This is a genomic window from Odoribacter sp. N54.MGS-14 (genome assembly GCF_000980295.1).
GTDB classification, from domain to species: Bacteria; Bacteroidota; Bacteroidia; order Bacteroidales; family Marinifilaceae; genus Odoribacter; species Odoribacter splanchnicus.
Window position 1 is genome coordinate 17,133 of sequence record NZ_LARL01000028.1, and the last position, 20,019, is coordinate 37,151.

General features: G+C 43.5%; 13 protein-coding genes. 3 read left to right on the top strand and 10 right to left on the bottom strand.

The window, feature by feature from the left end; genetic code table 11:
• Positions 1–5: 5 nt before the first annotated feature.
• The 7 genes from WS42_RS07555 to WS42_RS07585 form a co-directional block, all read right to left on the bottom strand.
• Complete coding sequence (locus WS42_RS07555; RefSeq protein WP_162613287.1) at positions 6–1,439, bottom strand: RagB/SusD family nutrient uptake outer membrane protein; 1,434 nt, start codon at positions 1,437–1,439, stop codon at positions 6–8.
• A gap of 11 nt (positions 1,440–1,450) precedes the next feature.
• On the bottom strand, positions 1,451–4,843 hold the full coding sequence (locus WS42_RS07560; RefSeq protein ID WP_022160113.1) for a TonB-dependent receptor: 3,393 nt from the start codon (positions 4,841–4,843) through the stop codon (positions 1,451–1,453).
• Between the two features lie 130 nt (positions 4,844–4,973).
• Entirely contained in the window at positions 4,974–6,125 is a 1,152-nt protein-coding gene (locus WS42_RS07565; RefSeq protein WP_046450933.1) for a FecR family protein, read from the bottom strand.
• 219 nt (positions 6,126–6,344) lie between these two features.
• Entirely contained in the window at positions 6,345–6,923 is a 579-nt protein-coding gene (locus tag WS42_RS07570) for an RNA polymerase sigma-70 factor (protein ID WP_041556268.1), read from the bottom strand.
• A 374-nt stretch (positions 6,924–7,297) separates the two neighbouring features.
• Complete coding sequence (gene priA, locus WS42_RS07575) at positions 7,298–9,730, bottom strand: replication restart helicase PriA (protein ID WP_046450934.1); 2,433 nt, start codon at positions 9,728–9,730, stop codon at positions 7,298–7,300.
• Between the two features lie 130 nt (positions 9,731–9,860).
• Positions 9,861–10,841, bottom strand: a complete 981-nt coding sequence (pfkA, locus tag WS42_RS07580; RefSeq protein WP_013610701.1) for a 6-phosphofructokinase — start codon at positions 10,839–10,841, stop codon at positions 9,861–9,863.
• A gap of 20 nt (positions 10,842–10,861) precedes the next feature.
• Complete coding sequence (locus WS42_RS07585; protein ID WP_013610700.1) at positions 10,862–11,710, bottom strand: 4-hydroxy-3-methylbut-2-enyl diphosphate reductase; 849 nt, start codon at positions 11,708–11,710, stop codon at positions 10,862–10,864.
• A gap of 332 nt (positions 11,711–12,042) precedes the next feature.
• On the opposite strand from WS42_RS07585, the gene WS42_RS07590 reads away from it, so the two are divergent.
• Positions 12,043–14,382, top strand: a complete 2,340-nt coding sequence (locus tag WS42_RS07590; RefSeq protein ID WP_046450935.1) for a DUF748 domain-containing protein — start codon at positions 12,043–12,045, stop codon at positions 14,380–14,382.
• A gap of 232 nt (positions 14,383–14,614) precedes the next feature.
• Here the strand turns inward: WS42_RS07590 and WS42_RS07600 are convergent, their stop codons facing one another.
• Positions 14,615–16,183 (bottom strand): hypothetical protein, encoded by a 1,569-nt coding sequence (locus WS42_RS07600; protein WP_046405181.1) that lies wholly within the window; start codon positions 16,181–16,183, stop codon positions 14,615–14,617.
• A 293-nt stretch (positions 16,184–16,476) separates the two neighbouring features.
• On the opposite strand from WS42_RS07600, the gene WS42_RS07605 reads away from it, so the two are divergent.
• Both WS42_RS07605 and WS42_RS07610 read left to right on the top strand, forming a co-directional pair.
• Complete coding sequence (locus WS42_RS07605) at positions 16,477–17,310, top strand: hypothetical protein (protein ID WP_046405179.1); 834 nt, start codon at positions 16,477–16,479, stop codon at positions 17,308–17,310.
• 459 nt (positions 17,311–17,769) lie between these two features.
• Positions 17,770–18,630 carry an endonuclease/exonuclease/phosphatase family protein gene (locus WS42_RS07610; RefSeq protein WP_013610695.1) on the top strand — a complete coding sequence of 287 codons (861 nt, stop codon included), beginning with the start codon at positions 17,770–17,772 and terminating at the stop codon, positions 18,628–18,630.
• Between the two features lie 82 nt (positions 18,631–18,712).
• Here WS42_RS07610 and WS42_RS15445 read toward each other — a convergent pair whose 3' ends face one another.
• Both WS42_RS15445 and WS42_RS07620 read right to left on the bottom strand, forming a co-directional pair.
• Positions 18,713–19,810 (bottom strand): thioredoxin fold domain-containing protein, encoded by a 1,098-nt coding sequence (locus WS42_RS15445; RefSeq protein WP_286728436.1) that lies wholly within the window; start codon positions 19,808–19,810, stop codon positions 18,713–18,715.
• 20 nt (positions 19,811–19,830) lie between these two features.
• On the bottom strand, positions 19,831–20,019 hold a 189-nt coding region (locus WS42_RS07620; protein ID WP_046450937.1), incomplete at its 5' end, for a hypothetical protein.

Consider the following 20,019-nt stretch of genomic DNA (forward strand, 5'->3'; position numbering starts at 1 on the left):
ATTCATTACTCCCGTATAAACACCGGATTAGGCTCCATCAGGGTGTTGTAACTTACCTCATCGTCCGGAATCTGCCAGGCCAACTGTTTATCATCTGAATAAACAGGATTCAGCTCCGATATCAATCTTTTACCTGAAGATAAACGCATCCGGACAGCAGCAAACCATTCAGCTCCATTTTCTAGTCCTATTTCCCGGACAATTTCATAAAATATGATCCTGACCAAATCATCCCGGTCCGAAAAATCTTCTGCTTTTAAAAGCACATTGCCCGAACGCTGACGCAAATCATTCAAAGGAGCCAGAACATCTGCAACCGACGCCCCATTATGTTCCAACGCTTCAGCCTGAAACAGTTTCATCTGGGCTAAACGCATATAAAACATCGGACAATTTCCGTCCGTACGCCATAATTTCTTTAAAATCAACGTCTTATTTGTCGAGTTAAACTGTTCATACAGTACCGAATCAAAAGTCAAAGCATAACGGGTGTCATTGGTTGAGTTAAAAATATCGAGGAACTGGTCGTTGGGCTTGTATTTTCCACACATTAACTTCTTTATACTGGCGACATTCATATCCACGTCGGCCAACTTTTTAGCAGAAAGGAAACGGGAAAACATGATTTCAGTAGATTTATAACCGTTTTTAAAAACATCCTCAAAGCTCTCTTCCAACTTAAATTCATAATTAGAAAGTACTTCATTTGCCAATTCCGGCACTTTCGCGTAATCTTCATCTGTTCCCCTCAGTAATAAAACTTCCACTTTGAACCCCTTTGCCAATCCTCTGGAAGCAGAAAAAACATCTTTATACACAGGCCCGTAATCAATAGCATAATCCAGATCCTCCAGAATCAGATTATAGGCCTCCCGGACTCCGGAACGTTCCATATTATTATTGCTCAGCGTCCCAGGCACACGACGCATCAATGGCCCGTATTTACTATCCAAGTCCCAGAAAAATGCATAATGCTTCATCAGATAAAGCTGAGCAAAAGCGCGCAGGAAGCGGGCTTCTGCAATAATCTCTTTTTTACGCCCCCCAACAAAGTTAGCATCGTTCACTTTTTCAATTGCTGCCAACAAATTATTGGCAGCATTAATCATTTGCCCACACAATTTCCATTTTTCCAGCAATTCCCTGTGTTCAGAAGGAACAGACAAAGCTTCCAGATTTCTCTCATAATCTGAAGATCTGTATGTCCCCTCCAACAGCCCACACCGATAGGCATCATCAACTAAATAATAAGCAGAAAACACACCATAGTCCCCCAGATAAGAATATACGCCCAGCAAAGCTGTTTCAGCAGAAGCCTGATCTGTGACAGCCGTTGCATCTGAGACCTGATACTCAGGAATCTCTTTATCAAATAAAGAATTACATCCGGATAGCAGGACCATCAGGACCATCACTAATATATAATCTATCTTATTCATAGGATATATCATTACTTAACTGACAATTTAATTCCAATATTATAGGTTCTAGTCTGCGGATAAGCAGTATAATCGACAGCAGCTCCTGCTATCTTATCGTTCCTGTTAAAACTTTCAGGATTTGGGCCGGGATAACTGGTAAAGGTATACACATTGGTAATCGAACCGAATAGTTCGGCACGATCAATAAAACCTGTCCGTCTCAACCAGTTAGCCGGCAACTGATAAGTCAAAGAAATATTATTGATCTTCAGATAAGAGGCATCATGCAGCCAAAAATCTGTCATCCCGTAATTCGTACCATTCAAACGGATTTTAGGATAATCGTTGGTCGGATTTTCCGGCGTCCAACGTTTTAAAGCGATATCTAACAAATTCTTCGGCCGGGCTGCATTAAACTGAAACTGCCTGCCCTCGGCATCCCAACTTTTCATATTCCCATAACTAAATGTTCCGGACATACTAAATGTAAATCCTTTATAAGTCAGACGGGTAGAAAAACCACCCGAAAAATCAGGTAATGAACTTCCCAGAACTGTTTTATCTTCATAATTATTCGCCGTAAAATTTACATAACCATCGTTGGATAAATCCAATAATTTGATATCTCCCGGCGACAAAACATCCGAACTGAATTTCTGTTGATAGGGCATATCGGGATTTAAAGCTTCACATGCTTCAATTTCCTCCCAATTCTGGAAAATACCGTCACTCTTATAACCATAGAACAGTCCAACCGACTTCCCTTCTTCTATCACAGTATTATTCAATGCTGAAGATCCTGGAGATGAGACATATTTAGAATCCAGTCCCGTGACTTTGTTTAAATTCTTGGAAATATTGAAAGAAAACGACCAAGACAAATTACGGGTATTAATAATTTTAGCATTGATATCAAAATCTATTCCCCGATTCTCTATAGCTGCAAAATTTACATTTGCAGAAGGCAGGCCGATCCCCGGAGACAAGGTATACCGATAGAGCAGATCTTTTGTCTTTTTCTTATAGAATTCTAATGTTCCTGAAATACGGTTATTCTTGAAAAATCCATAATCCAAACCCAATTCATAAGAAACAGTTCCTTCCCATTTCAGGTTATTATTACCCATCGATCCTGGGACAATAGCAGGCTGATCCAGGTATTCCGTAGCATCATACAATGTTCTCCAGCCATATTCATCCACATATCCCATTCCTACCTTTCCAACACTGGCACGTAATTTTAAAAAGTTAATCACTTTATTATGCCGGAGAAATTTTTCTTCTGTCAAATTATAAGCTACAGCCAATGAAGGAAAATAACTCCAACGATTGTCAGGAGAGAAACGAGATGAACCGTCTGCACGCCAGGATACTGTCAATAAATAACGATCATTAAAACTATAATTAGCACGGGCAACGTAAGATAACAAGAGAGCACCCTTGTCATATCCCATCTGATCTTTATAAGTAACTCCCTGCCAAATTGAAGTCTGAGTTTTATCATCAGGAAAATCAGCAAAGGTCATAGAGGCATAAGAATTTTTGGAATCTGTCAAAGTTCCCACCATTGTAATATCAAAATTGTGTTTCTTTATACGTTTCCCATACATAATCTGTCCCATCAATTCCTGATTTTCAGACAGACGTTCTGTATTCGTCAACTGACCTTTCTGTCCTTTGTATCCACCACTCCCATATAAAGTCATACTCGGATAAAAATCCCGCCCTTTACTTTGTTTATAGTTATAGGAATATTGTAATCTAAGACTCAGTCCTCCGAACGGTCTGGACACTAAATAAGAGGTAATATTAGCCCCCAGATCCTGGTTCACATTATCTCTTTCCTTGGCTTCAATCATTGGATTAGATTCAAACCGTTCTTCTCCCTGATACATATATTTATGAACATAATAACTTCCATCTTCGTTGTAACAGGGTAAATCGGGCCGGGCTTCTGCAGCAACGTTAAAATTTTCCGTCTGTCCGCGTTTACTAAGATCCCCTCTGAAAGTCACTCCCATTTTCAACCATTTATTGAGATCGGTATCGAGGTTCAAATTCAGGTTATGACGACGGTTGGAAGTATTCACCAGCATCCCCTCCTCATCTATTAAGCCATAGGAAACAGAATAATTGGAAGAGTGTCCCCCTCCCCTTACGCTGATATTATGTTTATGTACCCTGGCAGGCTGCATCAATAGTTTCATCCAGGGAGTATTCACCTCCCCAAAATATCCCGGAGTGGTATAGTCTTTATAATAACGATAATCACTCAAATTCGTATACCCCTGCTCCTGGGCAGAATTACGGGTGGCTTCCAATAGCAAAAGTTTAAATTCTTCTGTATTCAGAACATTAATATCTGACACTAACTGACGTGTTCCAAAGGTATAATCGTAACTGATCAACGGTTTCTCATTCCGGCTTCCCTTTTTCATCGTGATTAAAATCACTCCGGCAGATGCCCGGGAACCATAGATTGCCGATGAAGATCCACCCTTCAATACATCAATACTTTTAATATCAGAAGGGTTCAGCTGATTGATAGAGAAATCGGAAGGCATAGGTACCTCATCGACAACAATCAGAGGTGAAGTATTCCCGGACAAGGAAGCACATCCCCTGATTTGTATCTGTACTTCTTCACCGGGAGCACCACTACCGGTCAGAATATGGAGCCCCGACACCTGTCCCTGAATAATAGTACCAATGTCTGCGGCAGCAGACTCTTCAATCAAACGAGTATCTACACTGGAAACAGAACCGGTCAAATCTTTTTTCTTTACAACACCATATCCAACCACCACTGCTTCTTCCAGACTATTCTGTTCTTCTTCCAAAATTACATTACACTCCGGACCGGTAACCACAATTTCCTGAGTTCCCATCCCTAAAAATGAAAACCGTAAAGTCAAACCTATCTTAGGTAAAGAAATTTTATAGTTGCCATCAACATCGGTAACCGTGCCCATAGTAGTTCCTTTCACCAACACCGTCACTCCCGGCAATGCCTGTCCCCGGTTATCGGTTACTCGGCCGTTCACTGTACACTGTTGCTCCTGCGTCTGTTTTTTCCGGATCACCACTGTTTCTCCCTCGATGGTATACTCCAGTCCCGTCTTCCGCCCGGTAAGTAGGCTATCGAGCGCCTGTTGCAGCGTCACCGACTGCAAATGCACGGAAATGTCCGTATAGGGCTGCAAGTCCTTGGAATTGAACAGGAAATTATAACGCGTCTGACTGCGCAATGCTTCGATCGCACGGATCAAAGATGTTTTTTCAACCTTCAGGTTGACCCGGGGTGCCGTTTTCTGCTGGGCGGTAGCCGGAAGATTCAACATTCCTCCCAGCAACAGGCAGAGCCACCATTTCAGGGCCATCCTTCCCAAGCAGGAAATTTGCCTTAGATAATTTTTTTTCATACGTTTGTAAAATTAAAAGTGATTGTTGAGCAATCGGCAATCCTGTACACGGGAGATGGAGTCAGCATCGCCCGTGTTTCTTAATCTATCGGAAGGTATCGCCTTTTGCGTAACCTTAAATTAAACTATTTCAATCGCTATCAGTCCCACCGGTATGCCGCTCCCCAAGCCAGACCTTTGTTCCTTGCCGTTCATAACGGATGTTCCATGCCTTGGAAAGCATATCCAGCGCCTCGTCGAGCGTCTGAGAACGGTTCATATAAATGTGTACCCGCGATTCCCGGAACAAGCTGTGATCGTACACCATTTCCACATTATACCAACGTGCCAATTCGTCGATCACCTGTTCCAACGAAGCGTCCTTGAATACGAACTCCCCATTTTTCCAAGCCAGTGTGGACATCAGGTCGGCCTTACCCACGATCAGCGCATGCGCTTCACCGGCAGCGATCCGGCATTGCTCACCGGGTTGTAACACAACAGCCTCCTGGCCCCTGGCCACTTCCACCTTCCCATGAACCAGGGTAGCCACAGCTTCCTCTCCCCCATACGCTTTCACATTGAACTGTGTACCCAATACCCGCACCGTTCCCTCACGGAAATCCACCCAAAACGGGCGTTCTCTTTCCTTCGCCACCTCGAAATAAGCCTCACCTTCCAGAAAGACCCTGCGTTCGCCGTCTCCGAAAGCCTCCGGAAACCTCAGCCGCGTCTCTGCATTCAACATCACCCGTGTCCCGTCGGCCAGCACCATCCTATACTCCCCACCCCGCGGCACCATGATTTCGCCATAACGAACGGTATCTCCTCCCGGTCCGCTTGCCACCGCTTCCTGCCGGATCACTCCCCCCGTATCCACACGGAATCCGGGAATCGAACCGGACAACCTACCGGGCCCGAGTTCATGCCTGCTACCATCGGACAACAGCAACTGCACCGCCTGTACCCCCTGTTCCTGCCCATCCGGCATCATCCTGCCTTCACGCGTACCCGGCAACCATACGCTCCAACCAATCCCTACCGCCAAAAGCACACAAGCCACCGCAGCAGCCCAACGGAAAATCATCCTGCGACGCCATATAGACACAGGCATCGTCTGCCAAATCCGCCGCATCCGCTGTTCTATTTCCCCATCGGGGATTTCCTCCCCGGCATAGAACCCCCGGGCATCTTCCACAAATCGCTTCCGTTCAGCCGACCCGCCTGCCCAGGATTCCACTTCCTCCCTTTCCTCCCGGGAAGCTTTTCCCATCATTACTTTTTTGATTTTATCTATTTCCATACCTCGTCATTAACCGTCTTTATAAGTAAAACAACCTTACACAAAAACAGGGGACAAGAAAAAGCATATTTTTTTTAATTTTAGTAAAAATATGTCCGATAGCCCGAACCATTCAGAAAGAAATAAGATTCCACCAACCACACACAATAATACCTCCGGTCAACATTTTGAAGAATAATACGAAATAGCTGAATAACACTGATCCGGAAATGGAATCCTTTAAATTTTACCCAAGACAGACCATAAGAAATACACCACAGGCAATGCCTCCCGTATAGCTTTGTAGGCCCTCTTGACATGGGTATGCACAGTGACTTCCGAAAGGTTCAGTTCTCTGGCAATCTCCTTATAGCTCATATCCCTGAAAATCTTCATTTCAAGCACCTTGCGCTGTTGCTCCGGAAGTTTACGCAAGCAGTCCTGCACCTTTCCGAACAGGTCCTCTCCCTCTTCGTATTGCAGGGACCCCATATAAATCAAGGCTTCGGTAAGTTTTGTCCGGTTGGTATCTTCCACACGGAGATGCTTGTAATAATTCAGGCAGGAATTTTTCACCGAAGCATAAAGATAAGTACTCACCCGTGTATCCTCCGGCAGCGTTCCCAGAACAGACCAAAAATGCATAAACGTATCCTGCACCACATCCTCCGCCATCTCCGCATTCATAAGATAAGAGAAGGCAAAACGATATAACCGGGGTCCCATTTCCTTGAAAATCCGCTCAAAAGCCCGATGAGACCGTCGCCTTAAATCTCCTGCCAATTCTGCATATAAAACTTCATCACCGTCACCACTCATAGCACAGACGTTACTGAACTGCAATATTGGTTAAAATAATTTACATAAACAATCCCCATGATCGTTTTTCCGCGGATTTCAACAGTGGAAAAGTAAATTTTACCCGGATCGAAAGTAAATAAACGCAAACCAGTAGTCTTCAACCGATAAAGCCCGGGATGTTCCAATACCCACCCGGCCTCTTTCCCAGTAAATGACCGTTCACATAGATCTCACTCCGGTTATAAATCCCTTCAAAATAAAGAAAAACCTTTTCTTACCGTTTATCTGCAGGAATCCGAAAAAAACTAAGCAGAAGCAGAGATCCACAACAGATGCGACAAAATAATTCCTAAAACAAATTTACACCCTTTTGTATTCATAACTTCACTCTTTTATTGAGGATCCACATCACAAATGACCCGAAGTGTTCCCCACTGTTTTTCTTGTTTCAATATTCTGATTTCTTCACGAAGCCTGTTTTTCACCCCCGAACAAGAGATTCCGTTTTCCAGCTTCAATAACAAAATCAGCCGATGATACCCACCGATTTTACTAATCTCCGGAACAGCAGGCCCACACACCCGTTTGCCCAGCTGCCCGCGCAAACGGACAGCCAGCCGGTTAGCGGCATTCCGTAAAGGTACCACCTCTTTATGTCTTAGTTCCACCTGAATCATCCGGCCGAAGGGAGGATATACAAACAACTCCCGTTCTGCAGCCAATTGCTCGAAAAACGTCCGGTAATTCCCATCGGTCAGCATGGTATACACTCTGTTTTTAACATCCGCCGCCTGAATAACCACTTTCCCCCGGTCACCTTTCCGTCCACTACGCCCGCTAACCTGCAACAACATACAATAAACCCGTTCCTCCGCCCTGAAATCCGGGAAATTGACCATACTATCGGCATCTATCACTCCGACCAGCTTGACATTTGCAAAATCCAGGCCTTTAGTGACCATTTGAGTCCCGATCAGGATATCGGTCTTCCCCTGTTCAAAATCTTCGATGACACTCCTGAAACGAGACTTACTACTCATCACGTCCAGGTCCATCCGGGCTACCCGGGCCTGCGGGAAAAGCCGTAATACTTCTTCCTCTATCCGCTCCGTTCCGGGTGTTCTTTCCCGGTAATGCCCCTCCCCGCAAACCGAACAACGGTCGCTCATCGACACGATAGCCCCGCAATAACGGCAAACGAGTACATGGCGCTGCTTATAATAGGTCAGACTCACATCGCAATAACGGCATTTCGGGATTTCCCCGCAACGGTCACATTGTACATAGGAAGAATAACCTCTGCGATTCTGAAATAAAATAACCTGTTTGTGTTCGCTCAGCACTTTCTCCATCTCTTCCAGCAATAAGGGAGAGAAACTACCTTTCATCAGCTTTTTACGCCGGTATTCTCCCACATCGGCCAAACGAATTTCGGGCATCTGAATTCCACCATAACGGCTGTTCATCTGTACATACCCATATTTTCCGGTAAGCGCATGTTGAAAAGACTCGAAAGAAGGCGTCGCCGACCCTAACAGGACTCTGGCTTCCGACAATTTCCCCAGCATAACCGCAGCATCCCGGCCATTATAACGGGGTGCAGGTTCTTTTTGTTTGTAAGAAGCGTCATGTTCCTCATCCACAATAATCAATCCCAGATTCCGAAAAGGCAGAAAGATCGACGAACGGACTCCGAGTATCAATTGAAAAGGTTCGTCGCTACATTGCTTCCGCCACAATTCAGCGCGCATATTATCCGACATACCGGAATGATAAATTCCGATACGGTCACCGAAAACCCGTTGCAACCGTCTTACGATCTGTACGGTTAAAGCGATCTCAGGCAGCATATACAACACCTGCTGTCCCCGATTCAGATATTCCTGTATCAGACGAATATATACCTCCGTTTTCCCGGAAGAGGTCACCCCTTGCAACAAAACACAATCTTTTTCAAGGAAAAAATCCCGGATGCGCCCTAAAGCGCCCTGTTGTTCTGCATTGAGCTGCCAAGAACTTCCTCCGGCGTCTCCGTCTCCTCCCAACCGACTTATCTTTCTTTCTTCGACCTTCAAAATCGCTCTGTCACACAATCCTTTGAGTGTAGCGGCCGATTGTCCGGTCAAACGCAACCACTCCCCTTTTTCGATTTCAGTTTTACCCCATTCGATCCATCTGCAAAGCATAGCATATTGGGCCGGTGCTCTTTTCAAGCGATCCAACAACGCCCCCAATTCTTCCTCTGTATACTCTTTTGCCCAAGTGACGATACGCTCCTTTTTTTCCCGGAACAAGTCGTCCACTGTTTCTTTAATCTGGATGTAATTCCGGGCCAACAGATTTCTCACCAACGGAAGCCCGTTTTTAATTTTCAGATATTTCTCCGCTTCTTTCAGCGAAACATATTCGCCAGGCTGTAAAAATCGGAGTAAGATTTTTTCGTTCGTAGTCAACCCCGCATAATCCACTTCCTCCGTGGTACGGGTAATGCTGGTAAAACTCTCCAAACGGAAAGCCACCGGTAAAGCCGCCTTCATCACTTCGCCGGGAGTGGCCATATAGTACCCGCCGAGCCACAATAAAAACCTCAGGTGCAGAGCCGAAAACGAAACCTGTTTCTCGATGACATCCTCGATAGGCTTTACCTGATATCCGACAGGCGCCTGGTCATGTATACGACCGACCAAAGCGGTATACCGCTTGTTACCGGCAAACGACACCAATACCAATGTACCCTCGCGAACCTCGCTTTCCAGAGACACAGGCACCGTATAGGTATACATTCCTTCTACCGCCAGGGGCACGATGACATCAGCATATCGCATAAAAATATTTTAATACCATTTATTCACAAAATACCCGAATGAGAACTCATTCATCATGCAATAATAACAAAAATAACGGTAAGAAAGCGGGATGCTCCTACCGTTATTTCATTACCAAGACCAGATTCTATTAAATAGACAGAATCCGCACCAGATTCAATAATTCAGGATTCAGGTTTTTGGTATGCTTGATCGTTTTGTTAAAAGGAACATGAACAATCTCTTTATTCATGATTCCCAGCATAATGCTCTTCTGATCGTCCATCAAAGCATCGACAGCGGCAGCACCCAACTGACTGGCCAAAACCCGGTCGAACTGAGAAGGAGAACCGCCTCTCTGCATATGTCCCAATACAGACACCCGGATGTCATACTCGGGATGTTTCTGAGCCACCTTTTCAGCAATGCTGTAAGCCCCACCTGATTTTTCACCTTCAGCGACAATTACGATTCCACTGGAGGTTTTCGGATTATAATCTTTTTCAATAAAATGTTCCAAATCGGTCAAGTCCGTTTCCACTTCCGGCACCAACACAGCTTCGGCACCGGTGGCGATAGCGGTACGTAAAGCGATAAATCCGGCATCACGTCCCATCACTTCTACAAAGAAAAGCCGGTTGTGAGCACTCGCCGTATCTTTAATTTTATCGACAGCTTCCACTGCAGTGTTGACAGCCGTATCGTATCCAATCGTCGAATCGGTACCGTACAAGTCATTATCGATCGTTCCCGGAATACCTACCACCGGAATGTCATGTTCCTGAATCAATAGTTTAGCACCGGTAAAAGAACCGTCTCCCCCGATCACCACCAAAGCATCGATTTTATGCTCTGCCAACATCTGAGCGGCTTTGGTACGTCCTTCCGGTGTACGGAATTCCATACTACGGGCAGATTTCAGAATCGTTCCTCCCCGCTGAATAATATTGCTTACATCATTGGATTTCAATCTTTTGATATCTCCCTCGATCAATCCCTGATAACCACCGAAGATACCATATGCTTCACAGCCATTAAAGATAGCTGTCCGGACTACAGCCCTAATGGCAGCATTCATTCCCGGAGCATCACCTCCTGAAGTCAGTACTCCAATTCTTTTTATTCTTCCCATAATTAAATCATGTAATTCATTTATTGTAGTTCTATTTTATGTCTTATTTCTTCCATCACCCATGCCGGTGTAGAGGTCGCCCCACTAATTCCGACACTTTGAGCATTCTCCAACATTTCCGGCTTTACATCCTCCGCCCTTTGCACCAAATAAGTCCGGGGATTCACTTCACAACAAGTAGCGAACAATTGCTTTCCGTTCGAACTCTTTTCGCCACTGACAAAGATGACAACATCATGTTTCTGTGCGAACTCTCTCAGCTGAGGTATACGATTGGCCACTTTCCGGCAAATCGTATCGTTCACCACCACCTGTGCCCCGCCTTTCTCTTTTAGCAAAGCTGCAATAGCCTGAAAACCTTCCAGACTTTTGGTCGTCTGTGAAAATAAAATCACCGGACGCGAAAAATCGATCTGCCGGATATCCTCGGGATTCTCGATCACCAAAGCCTCCCCATTCGTCTGTCCGACCAAGCCCACGACTTCGGCATGCCCGCGTTTTCCGTAGATGACCACCTGTCCACCCTGTTCCCGGGTTTGCTCATAAGCTTTCCGGATTCTTTTCTGCAAATTCAATACCACCGGACAAGAAGCATCGATCACTTCAACCTCATTCTTTTGAGCGATCTCGTATGACACCGGAGGTTCTCCATGTGCTCTGAACAATACCCGGCAATGTTGCAATCGTGCAAACTGCTCGTGTTCTATCGTTTTCAATCCACGTAGCCTCAAACGCTCTACCTCGAGGTCATTATGCACAATATCACCGATACAATACAACATCCCCCGCTCCAATTCCTGTTCCGCTTTGCGGATAGCATTCACTACCCCGAAACAAAAACCCGAATGTTCATCGATCTCCACTCTCATATTCTATCTTTCATTTATCCTCCTGCTTCTTCCTCCTTCTTCACCTATTACTTCATACTTCTTCCAACTCTCCTCCCCCGCTGCCAGCTTTTAGCCTTTAGCTCTCCCGTCTCTAGCAACCTTGAGCCTCCCAACCTATAGCTTATAGCCTATAGCTTTTTTAGCTCTCTTAGCACGCACAAAGATATAATAATTTTCAATAAATTATCTGTGTAAATAAATATGATTCAGCCTAAAAAAGTTGCAATCGATAGAAATCCCTTTTCATAAACCAAATTCTAAAATTTTGATTATTTTTGCAAAATACATACATCATATATAAATTTTTAACCATGAAAATTCTTAAAATATCCACTATTACAGTGGCTGTTCTCGTCGCAGTGTTCATTATCATCGCTTGTATTTTTCCGCCGATCGCCAAAAACTACATCAATAAACATAGTAAAGAGTTGATCGGGCGTCAGATCAACATCAAAGGACTCTACATAAACATTTTCACCGGCTATGCCCGTATCACCGATTTCCAATTATTAGAAGCCAACGATCTGGATACTTTCGTTTCTTTCGATACCCTCAGTGTGGATATGTCTCTACATCGTCTGTTAGCGAATGAAGTCAGAATCAACCACATTAGTCTGACCAATCCCAGCGTAAAGGTACTTCAGCAAGGCAGTGAGTTCAATTTCGACGATCTTTTGGCCCTCGGGTCAACGGATACGTTATCCGCCGATAGTCCTGCTGCCCAGCCGGTGGCTTCTTCTACTCTACAATCGCCGGCCTCCGACAGCCTTTCTCCGGCCTCTCCGGCCACAACTTCGGCAAATCCCCTTGCCATTGCCCTCTATAATATCAGCATACAGGGAGGTCATATCCTTTACAAAGATTTAGAGCGTAATTCGGTTTGGCAAATGGAAAATTTCGGACTTCAGATTCCGGGGGTTTATTTCAGTGGTCAAAATACCGATGTCGGCATCGCATTGAATTTCAATGACGGTGGACATTTGCAAACGGCTATCCAATACAACATGGAAGCAGGCAATTATCTATTGGATATCGACCTGACCAATTTCTCAATCGCTCCTATCCAACCTTACCTGACAGATTTTACCCGGATCAGTGCAATCGGCGGAATCCTGAATACTCACCTTAACATCGAAGGTAACGCCGAACATGTAACCGAATTAGTGGTTCGTGGCAATCTGGGTATAAACCACCTGTCACTTGCAGACGCCAGTCACAAAGAAGTCTTTGCTACCGATAGCATTTATATCGATATGGAAACGATCAACCCCGGAAAAGCTATTTTTCATTTTAACACGATCGCTGTCAACGGTATCAAAACCGGTTTCGAACTCCGTAAAGACGGAAATACCATGAGCGACCTGTTCCTAGAAACTCCCGAAGATACCGTCCGGGGGGCGGCAGAACAAACTCCAGTTGCCGGACCTCAAACTACAGCAACAGCCCCCGATTTCAAAGTCAGCACCTTCCGGATCAATAATTCGCTTTTCACCTTCAAAGATCAGACCTTGCGTCACCCCTTCACTTTCAGTCTGGAAAATATCAATCTGGTTGCCGACCAACTGAGTCTCACTCAAGAAAATAAGGCCAAAGTCAGCAGTACCCTCAAAAATGGAGGGACCATTATTTTCAACTACGAAGGGAAATTAGACGATCTCAGCAATACAGATATCTTACTCAGTATCAAGAATCTGGATTTAAAAACTTTCACTCCTTATAGCATGCAATATTTCGGTTATCCATTGCAAAAAGGGATCCTTTCTTTCAGCAGCGTGAACAATATCCGTAAGAGTATGCTGGACGGACGTAATAACCTGAATATAGCCAAATGTGAAGTCGGAAATAAACACAAAGATCCGAAACCCGATTATAACATCCCATTGAAAACAGCTTTATATCTGATCAAAGACAAAGACGATCTGATTCGAATGGATTTACCTGTAAAAGGAGACATCAACTCTCCTGAATTTTCTTACCGGAAAATCATTTTTAAGACCCTGACCAATTTATTGGTGAAAGTAGCCGTTTCTCCGGTTAACTTTCTGGCAAATTCCCTCGGTTTCTCTCCAGAAAAACTGAAAAATCTTCCATTCGAAGCAGTACAGAACGACTTTACTCCTGAACAATTGACTCAAATCAACCAATTAGCCGAAATTATAAAAGCCAAACCGGAGATGACCCTACTCCTGGAACAATTTGTCAATGTACAGCAAAGTAAGGTACAATTGGCCGATTTCTATGTAAAACGCAATTATTATCTACAGCAACACCCTGAGAAATCACAGACTACCCTGTTACCGATCGACTACAGTAAAATAATGGAAATAGATACGAAAGACATTCAATTTCTCAATTATGTCGGAACCCAGGTCAGTGAGGACAAAAAAACGGCTTATTTGGATGACCAACTTCTTTCACTGGCCGACTCGACTCAACTGAACCAACTGACCCACCAATTGATGGACAGACGCAACCAAGTCCTGAAAGAATACCTGCTCCGTCAGGAAGTCCCGGAAAAATGTATTCGTATTTCGACCGCAACTGCAGAAAAACTCGTTGCTTATAAAGGTAAGAACCAATATACCATCGGTTTGGTATTCGCAGGTGACGAACCCGATCCGGAATTAATTGCGGAAGAAACCGAAAATTAAACAGTGACAAAAGTTTCAAGGGATACAAAAGTTTCAGAAATTGCTCCAACCGTTGTAACTTTTGTACCCCTTGAATTGCTGTAACTACTAAAATATCGTTTTTTATAAAGTTCATCATCCCTGCCAAGTATTTCGTTCATTAAACTTTCACTTCTATCAGCCGCCCTTACGGCCGTAACAAAACACCCGCAGGCCATCGGCTTTATACACTAAATTTATTGTCCCGATAAATTTATAATGAACGAATATGTAACCCTATGGTCAACCGGATTTCCTGATCCGTATATTTGTTAGCCAAAGGCTGGGCAGTGATACCATTTTCATTGTAAAAACAAGTTTCGTTTTTAGAATAACGGCGGGTATAAGAAAGATCCCCGAAGAACAAGCCCACATTCAATCCAATCCCTCCGGCATAGGTGTATATTTTATTGAAAGAAGCAACATCGTGTTTATACGGACTTTGTTGAAGTCCGTATCCTCCCCTAAGACTCACCCGACTGTTCACCCGGACCTCCATTCCGGCCCGAAGATTATGGGTAGGACGATAAAGAGACCTGATCGCCCGATTAATCGGATCATAATCGACACTCCGGGATAAAGTTTTTATTTTATCCTTTTCCCAGTCATCCTCATAACTGCCGTAAATCCACTTCGCAGGACGCTTGTACTTCGCAGAGCTATAATCGACATATTCATAATCCACATCCAACATCACGTGTTGCCCCAACACAAGTCCCCAACAAAGAAACGCCCTCCAGGGAGTCCGTACATTAGCCAGATACCGATAAGGATCATAATAGGTTCCATAAGCCCTATTGGATATTTCATACTCCTGTTTATCCCGTCCGACGGAAGGATCGGTAGGCGTAGTAAAATAAGTATGAACAGAATTTTCAAGTGTATACTCCATCGTAAACCAGGTCGGCAAATGAATAGCGGCCCCCAATCGAATAGCCGGTACCGGACGATAGATAAGCCCTAGTTTCAAATTGATCCCCGTACCTCTGGTGCGACGGTATTGCCGGAATTCATAAAAATCCAGAAGTGAAGGAGCATTTTCTTCTGCAATCTCGGAATAAAGAATACGTTGTTTATCATAGGTCCACTGTATACCGAGTACCGCTCCGAGGTACAATTTATCTTTATAATTCGTTCCTCCGGCAATTGAAAACTCGCCTAGGTAACCTTTTTCCCGGATCTCCTGATATTGATCGACCCATTCGGCTGTTTCTCCATCGGTTTCCAAAATAGAATGGTAACTTTCATTTTCGTCCTGATATAACAAATAGGTATCATAAAAGGGACCGGTTGTAAAAATATTCAATTCATCCGGTTTGTATCCCTGACTTTGCCAAACATAGACATCCGTCAGGGAAGTCGGGGAATGATACACCTGCTGCCGGGTATTTTGAATATTGTTCGAAAGATCAGTATACGAAAAGCCCAGGTTAAAACCTTTCCAATCACTTTTTTCATCCTTCACGTACCCTGACAGTACCCCTCCTACCGTTCCGATCAGATAAGAAGTTTTCCTTGCAGTCAGCTCCCCGGATTCATTCCCGGAGAAATTCAATACCGAAGTGTAGGTAACACTAGATTTACGGAAAACCCCGATAGCGGCAGGATTCAGATTCCAGGAAGAAATATCTCCTCCCAAAGCTCCGAAAGCACCGCCCATAGCAGCTGCCCGAGCCGATCCTGCATAAGACAAACGGGAATAATTCAATATTTCCGTCTCCGTCTGAGCATAAATCATCTCCACTCCCAACAGCAGTTGTAAAAACAGTATAATTCTTCTCATAAACCAGTCGAACTAATAAATATTGCGACAAATTAATATTTTCAGCCAGGAAATCATTGCATTTCTTAAAATATTTTCCGCGTTTTATTTAATTTTAAGAGCAAACTAAAAACCTTGCCTCATGTAAACGTTTTAAGTTGCATTTTTATACCAAACGAATGGATATAATTGCAAATCGTCAATTTTATATGTAAAATCTGTTAAATCGTAAGTTAAAATCGATTTTTACTTCACCCTTTTAGGCTCTTTAGGTGTTTTATAGATGTAAATTTAATATAAAATTGAAGGTTGATATGAAGTGTAGATTTTTATTAACAGTAGGGGTGATTTTATGGAGTACCTGGAGCGGTTTTGCAATTGAAAAAACGACGGTAAGTCTGGATAATTTGGTCAAAACATTTGAACAAAATCCGGCAAACCCTCAAACGACCATGCAATTATTAAAAGAATTGAGTAAACAAGGGAAGTCGGGACAAGATATACTGAATCGTTATTTCAAAACCCAAAGTGAAGCCGATTACTTCAAAGATTACAATTGGATGATCGTACGGGATTATGTAAACGACATCAATGCACCTCAGCTCAAATATGTTTTTGAAAATCAAGATAAATTCATCCAGCATTTTTCCAAAGACGATGTTTTTCAGAAATTAGACAATGTGTTGGTAAACCATTTGGAACAACTCTATCTCCAGAATAAGGCAGATTACGAAAACCAAATGAAGCGGATCAAAGAAACCGGATACGAGCACTACGATGTTGTATTGGATTATTTCAATATCAAAGAACTACGGTTATCCGGAAATGCCGAAGATTATTTTTACAAAGCCCGGAAGTTATTTCGCTATTTCCCGGAAAACCGGAAGATGATCAAAGAAATCACTGCCGGAGCTCTGGAAATCATGAATGATGTTTCCCGCCTGAAAGTGATCCAATTATGGGCAGGAAAAACTGTCGAATCGAAGTCCGACTTCGACGCGATTTACAATTATGTCAAAATCTCCAAAAAATGCGGGTTCAACGACATTGCAAAAAAATATGCCAACATCGCCAATAACCTGGCTAACCAATCTCAAAATCAATTAATGAAACAACAGGCCAGTGAATTGATCAGGATGTTGAATTAAGATTCTGGCAATACAATTACAACGGTGCCAACAGTTTAAACGGGAACAAGGGTTTAAAACAGAGTGGCACCGTTTTTTAGTTTCTATAGTTACAACGGTTAGACTTGACTTCTGAAATCTTTGTAACAGTGGAGATTTAATTGTTTGAAACGTAGGTATAATTTTTTCTATCTATTCCGATTTCGGGTTTTATACCGTCAGACCGGTTCGCCTGGAACGGTCCGCTAAGGCTTTCCTTCACTGACCGGCAGGAGCGACCGGGTCTCCAATCCCGATCACCGGAGACGAATTAGTAACGAAATAAACCTACGTTTAAATCCGTTTTATATCCTCTAGTCTTTCTTTGCGGAAGCTCTCCGGTCCAGGTGATTGTCCAAAGCATTTATTTCATACTTCGTGCTCTTTTTCTTAAAAATTTCCTCAATAATTATTAGCTTTGGAGATCTAACAATAAATAACATGAAGAATCTATTTTCCACCCTTATCCTGAGCCTTTTGGCCCTCGGCTGTACCCAACAACAGCCTGAGTCCCTGCGTTTAGCGACTTTCAATATCCGTTACGATAATTCGGGAGACGGTCCCAATAGCTGGCCACACCGCAAAGACAGTATATGTGCTTTTATCCACAGGGTCGATCCCGATATCATCGACATGCAGGAAGTCTTGCATCACCAGCTGGAAGTCTTGAAAACCGGCTTACCCGAATATACAGTTGTCGGAGTCGGCCGGGAAGATGGAAAAACAGCCGGAGAATATGCACCGATCTTCTTTAAACAAGCGAAATATACCTTATTGGACCAGAATACTTTCTGGCTTTGTGAAAAACCGGACAGTGTCGGAATGGTCGGTTGGGATGCCGCTTTGACCCGGATTGCAACCTGGGTAAAATTACAAGATAAGAAGACAGGACAAATCCTTATGGTAGTAAACACACATTTCGATCACATAGGTACCGAAGCCCGCCGGAACAGTGCCCTGCTGATTATCGAAAAAATTAAAGAAATCGTTGGGACTTCTCCCGCTATTCTCACCGGAGATTTTAATGTATCGGAAGACTGGGATGCCTATAAAACAATTACCAACAACGAATTTATTCTGAAAGATGCCCACAAAGTAGCCGGAAAACGGACAGGAGTGGATTTCACTTACCATAATTTCGGTAAAATACCGGCCGAAAAATGTGAAAAAATCGATTTTATCTTCGTTACCCCACAAATCCGGGTAATCAGTTCGTACATCCCTTTCTCACAACTCAACGACACCCTATTCTTATCCGACCATAACCCCGAAATCGTCGAATTGGAGATTGAAAAGAGTTGAAAAGAGTTGCTGAGTTATAGAGTTGCTGAGTTATAGAGTTACTGAGTTGAAAGACCCAACTCTTTCAACTCAGTAACTCTTTTCAACTCTTCTCCTCCAGCCCCTTTATCATTGTTTTAAACAACGGATCTTCTTCGCTCCAGCCACACGATTTTATCGTTCGGCGAATCGCCTGAAGTCCTTGTTTACATTGTGCAGGAGTACCCTTTCCGATAAGCATTCCATTTAATTGTAAAGTTGCATTAAAACGTTCATCAGGTATCAATTTCGAAAAATTACGCCTATACATTTTCAAAGCCTTTGTCAGATCATTGTCCACATAAGCACGGGTAAAGCCGATGATATCCAATAAATAATCCATCCTTTCCACACCCGATTTTTCAACAATCGAACGATATTCCTCTAAAGTTGCCGGATCTTCAGGGCGATTTTTAAAAATCATATCATTACAATGATTTCCAATCAGAGGCAACAGATCTCCCCATATTTTAGCATTCACTTCCTCTTTTCCTACGTTAGTCTCGAAATCGCTTTTATGTTTAAGCAAATACAGATACTCCGGAGATTTCATCTCCCGGACAAAACGCTTTACCAACGGCCAGGTAGTAGCCGAAGATTTCGACCGGTCATCCAGAGTCTCCCAATATTCATGCAATACCTTTTGCATATCGTCTTTCATATAAGCATCCGAAAGCAATCCGATATATTCTATCATAAATTGCGGATTCCGTTCGCCTTGCCGGTAGCGGTGATTGAAAGCGAATAACGAATTTTCTCCACTCCCCAGCTGCACCTGTTTCAAAAACTCCCCGGCAGTCATGCCTCCTACCATTTTGTGTCTGACTTCGCCTGCTGCATCCAGAATAAAGAAAGTCGGATATACTTCCACTCCATATTTCCCGGCCAGTTCCTTCCCCTCTTCCTGCTCCATATCTTGCTTATAATTGACAAAACGGGTATTCATATACTCCCCGATATCTTTCCGGCTAAATACCTCCTTCAACATCTTCTTACAAGGTCCGCACCAACTGGTATAACAATCTATAAAAACCAGTTTATTCTCTTCCCGGGCTTTCTGAAATACCGCTTTGATCCCGGTTTCCTCAAAAACAACCTGACTCTGTATCGGTAAGGCCCCCCCCAACAACACCGCAATCACACTTAATACACTTATTTTCATAACATTAAAATTCATTCTGACTATTCAGTGACTACTTCTGAAAGATAGTCGAGTACCTCTCCTCCCCTTAAATCCCGGCGGATAATATATCCTTCCGGATCGACCACAAACGAATCGGGCAATCCTCTCAGATTATAAGCATCTACCAAAGGACTTTTTTTCATTCCTTTCAGATCGGTCAGACAAAGCCATCCGATCTCCTCTCTCTT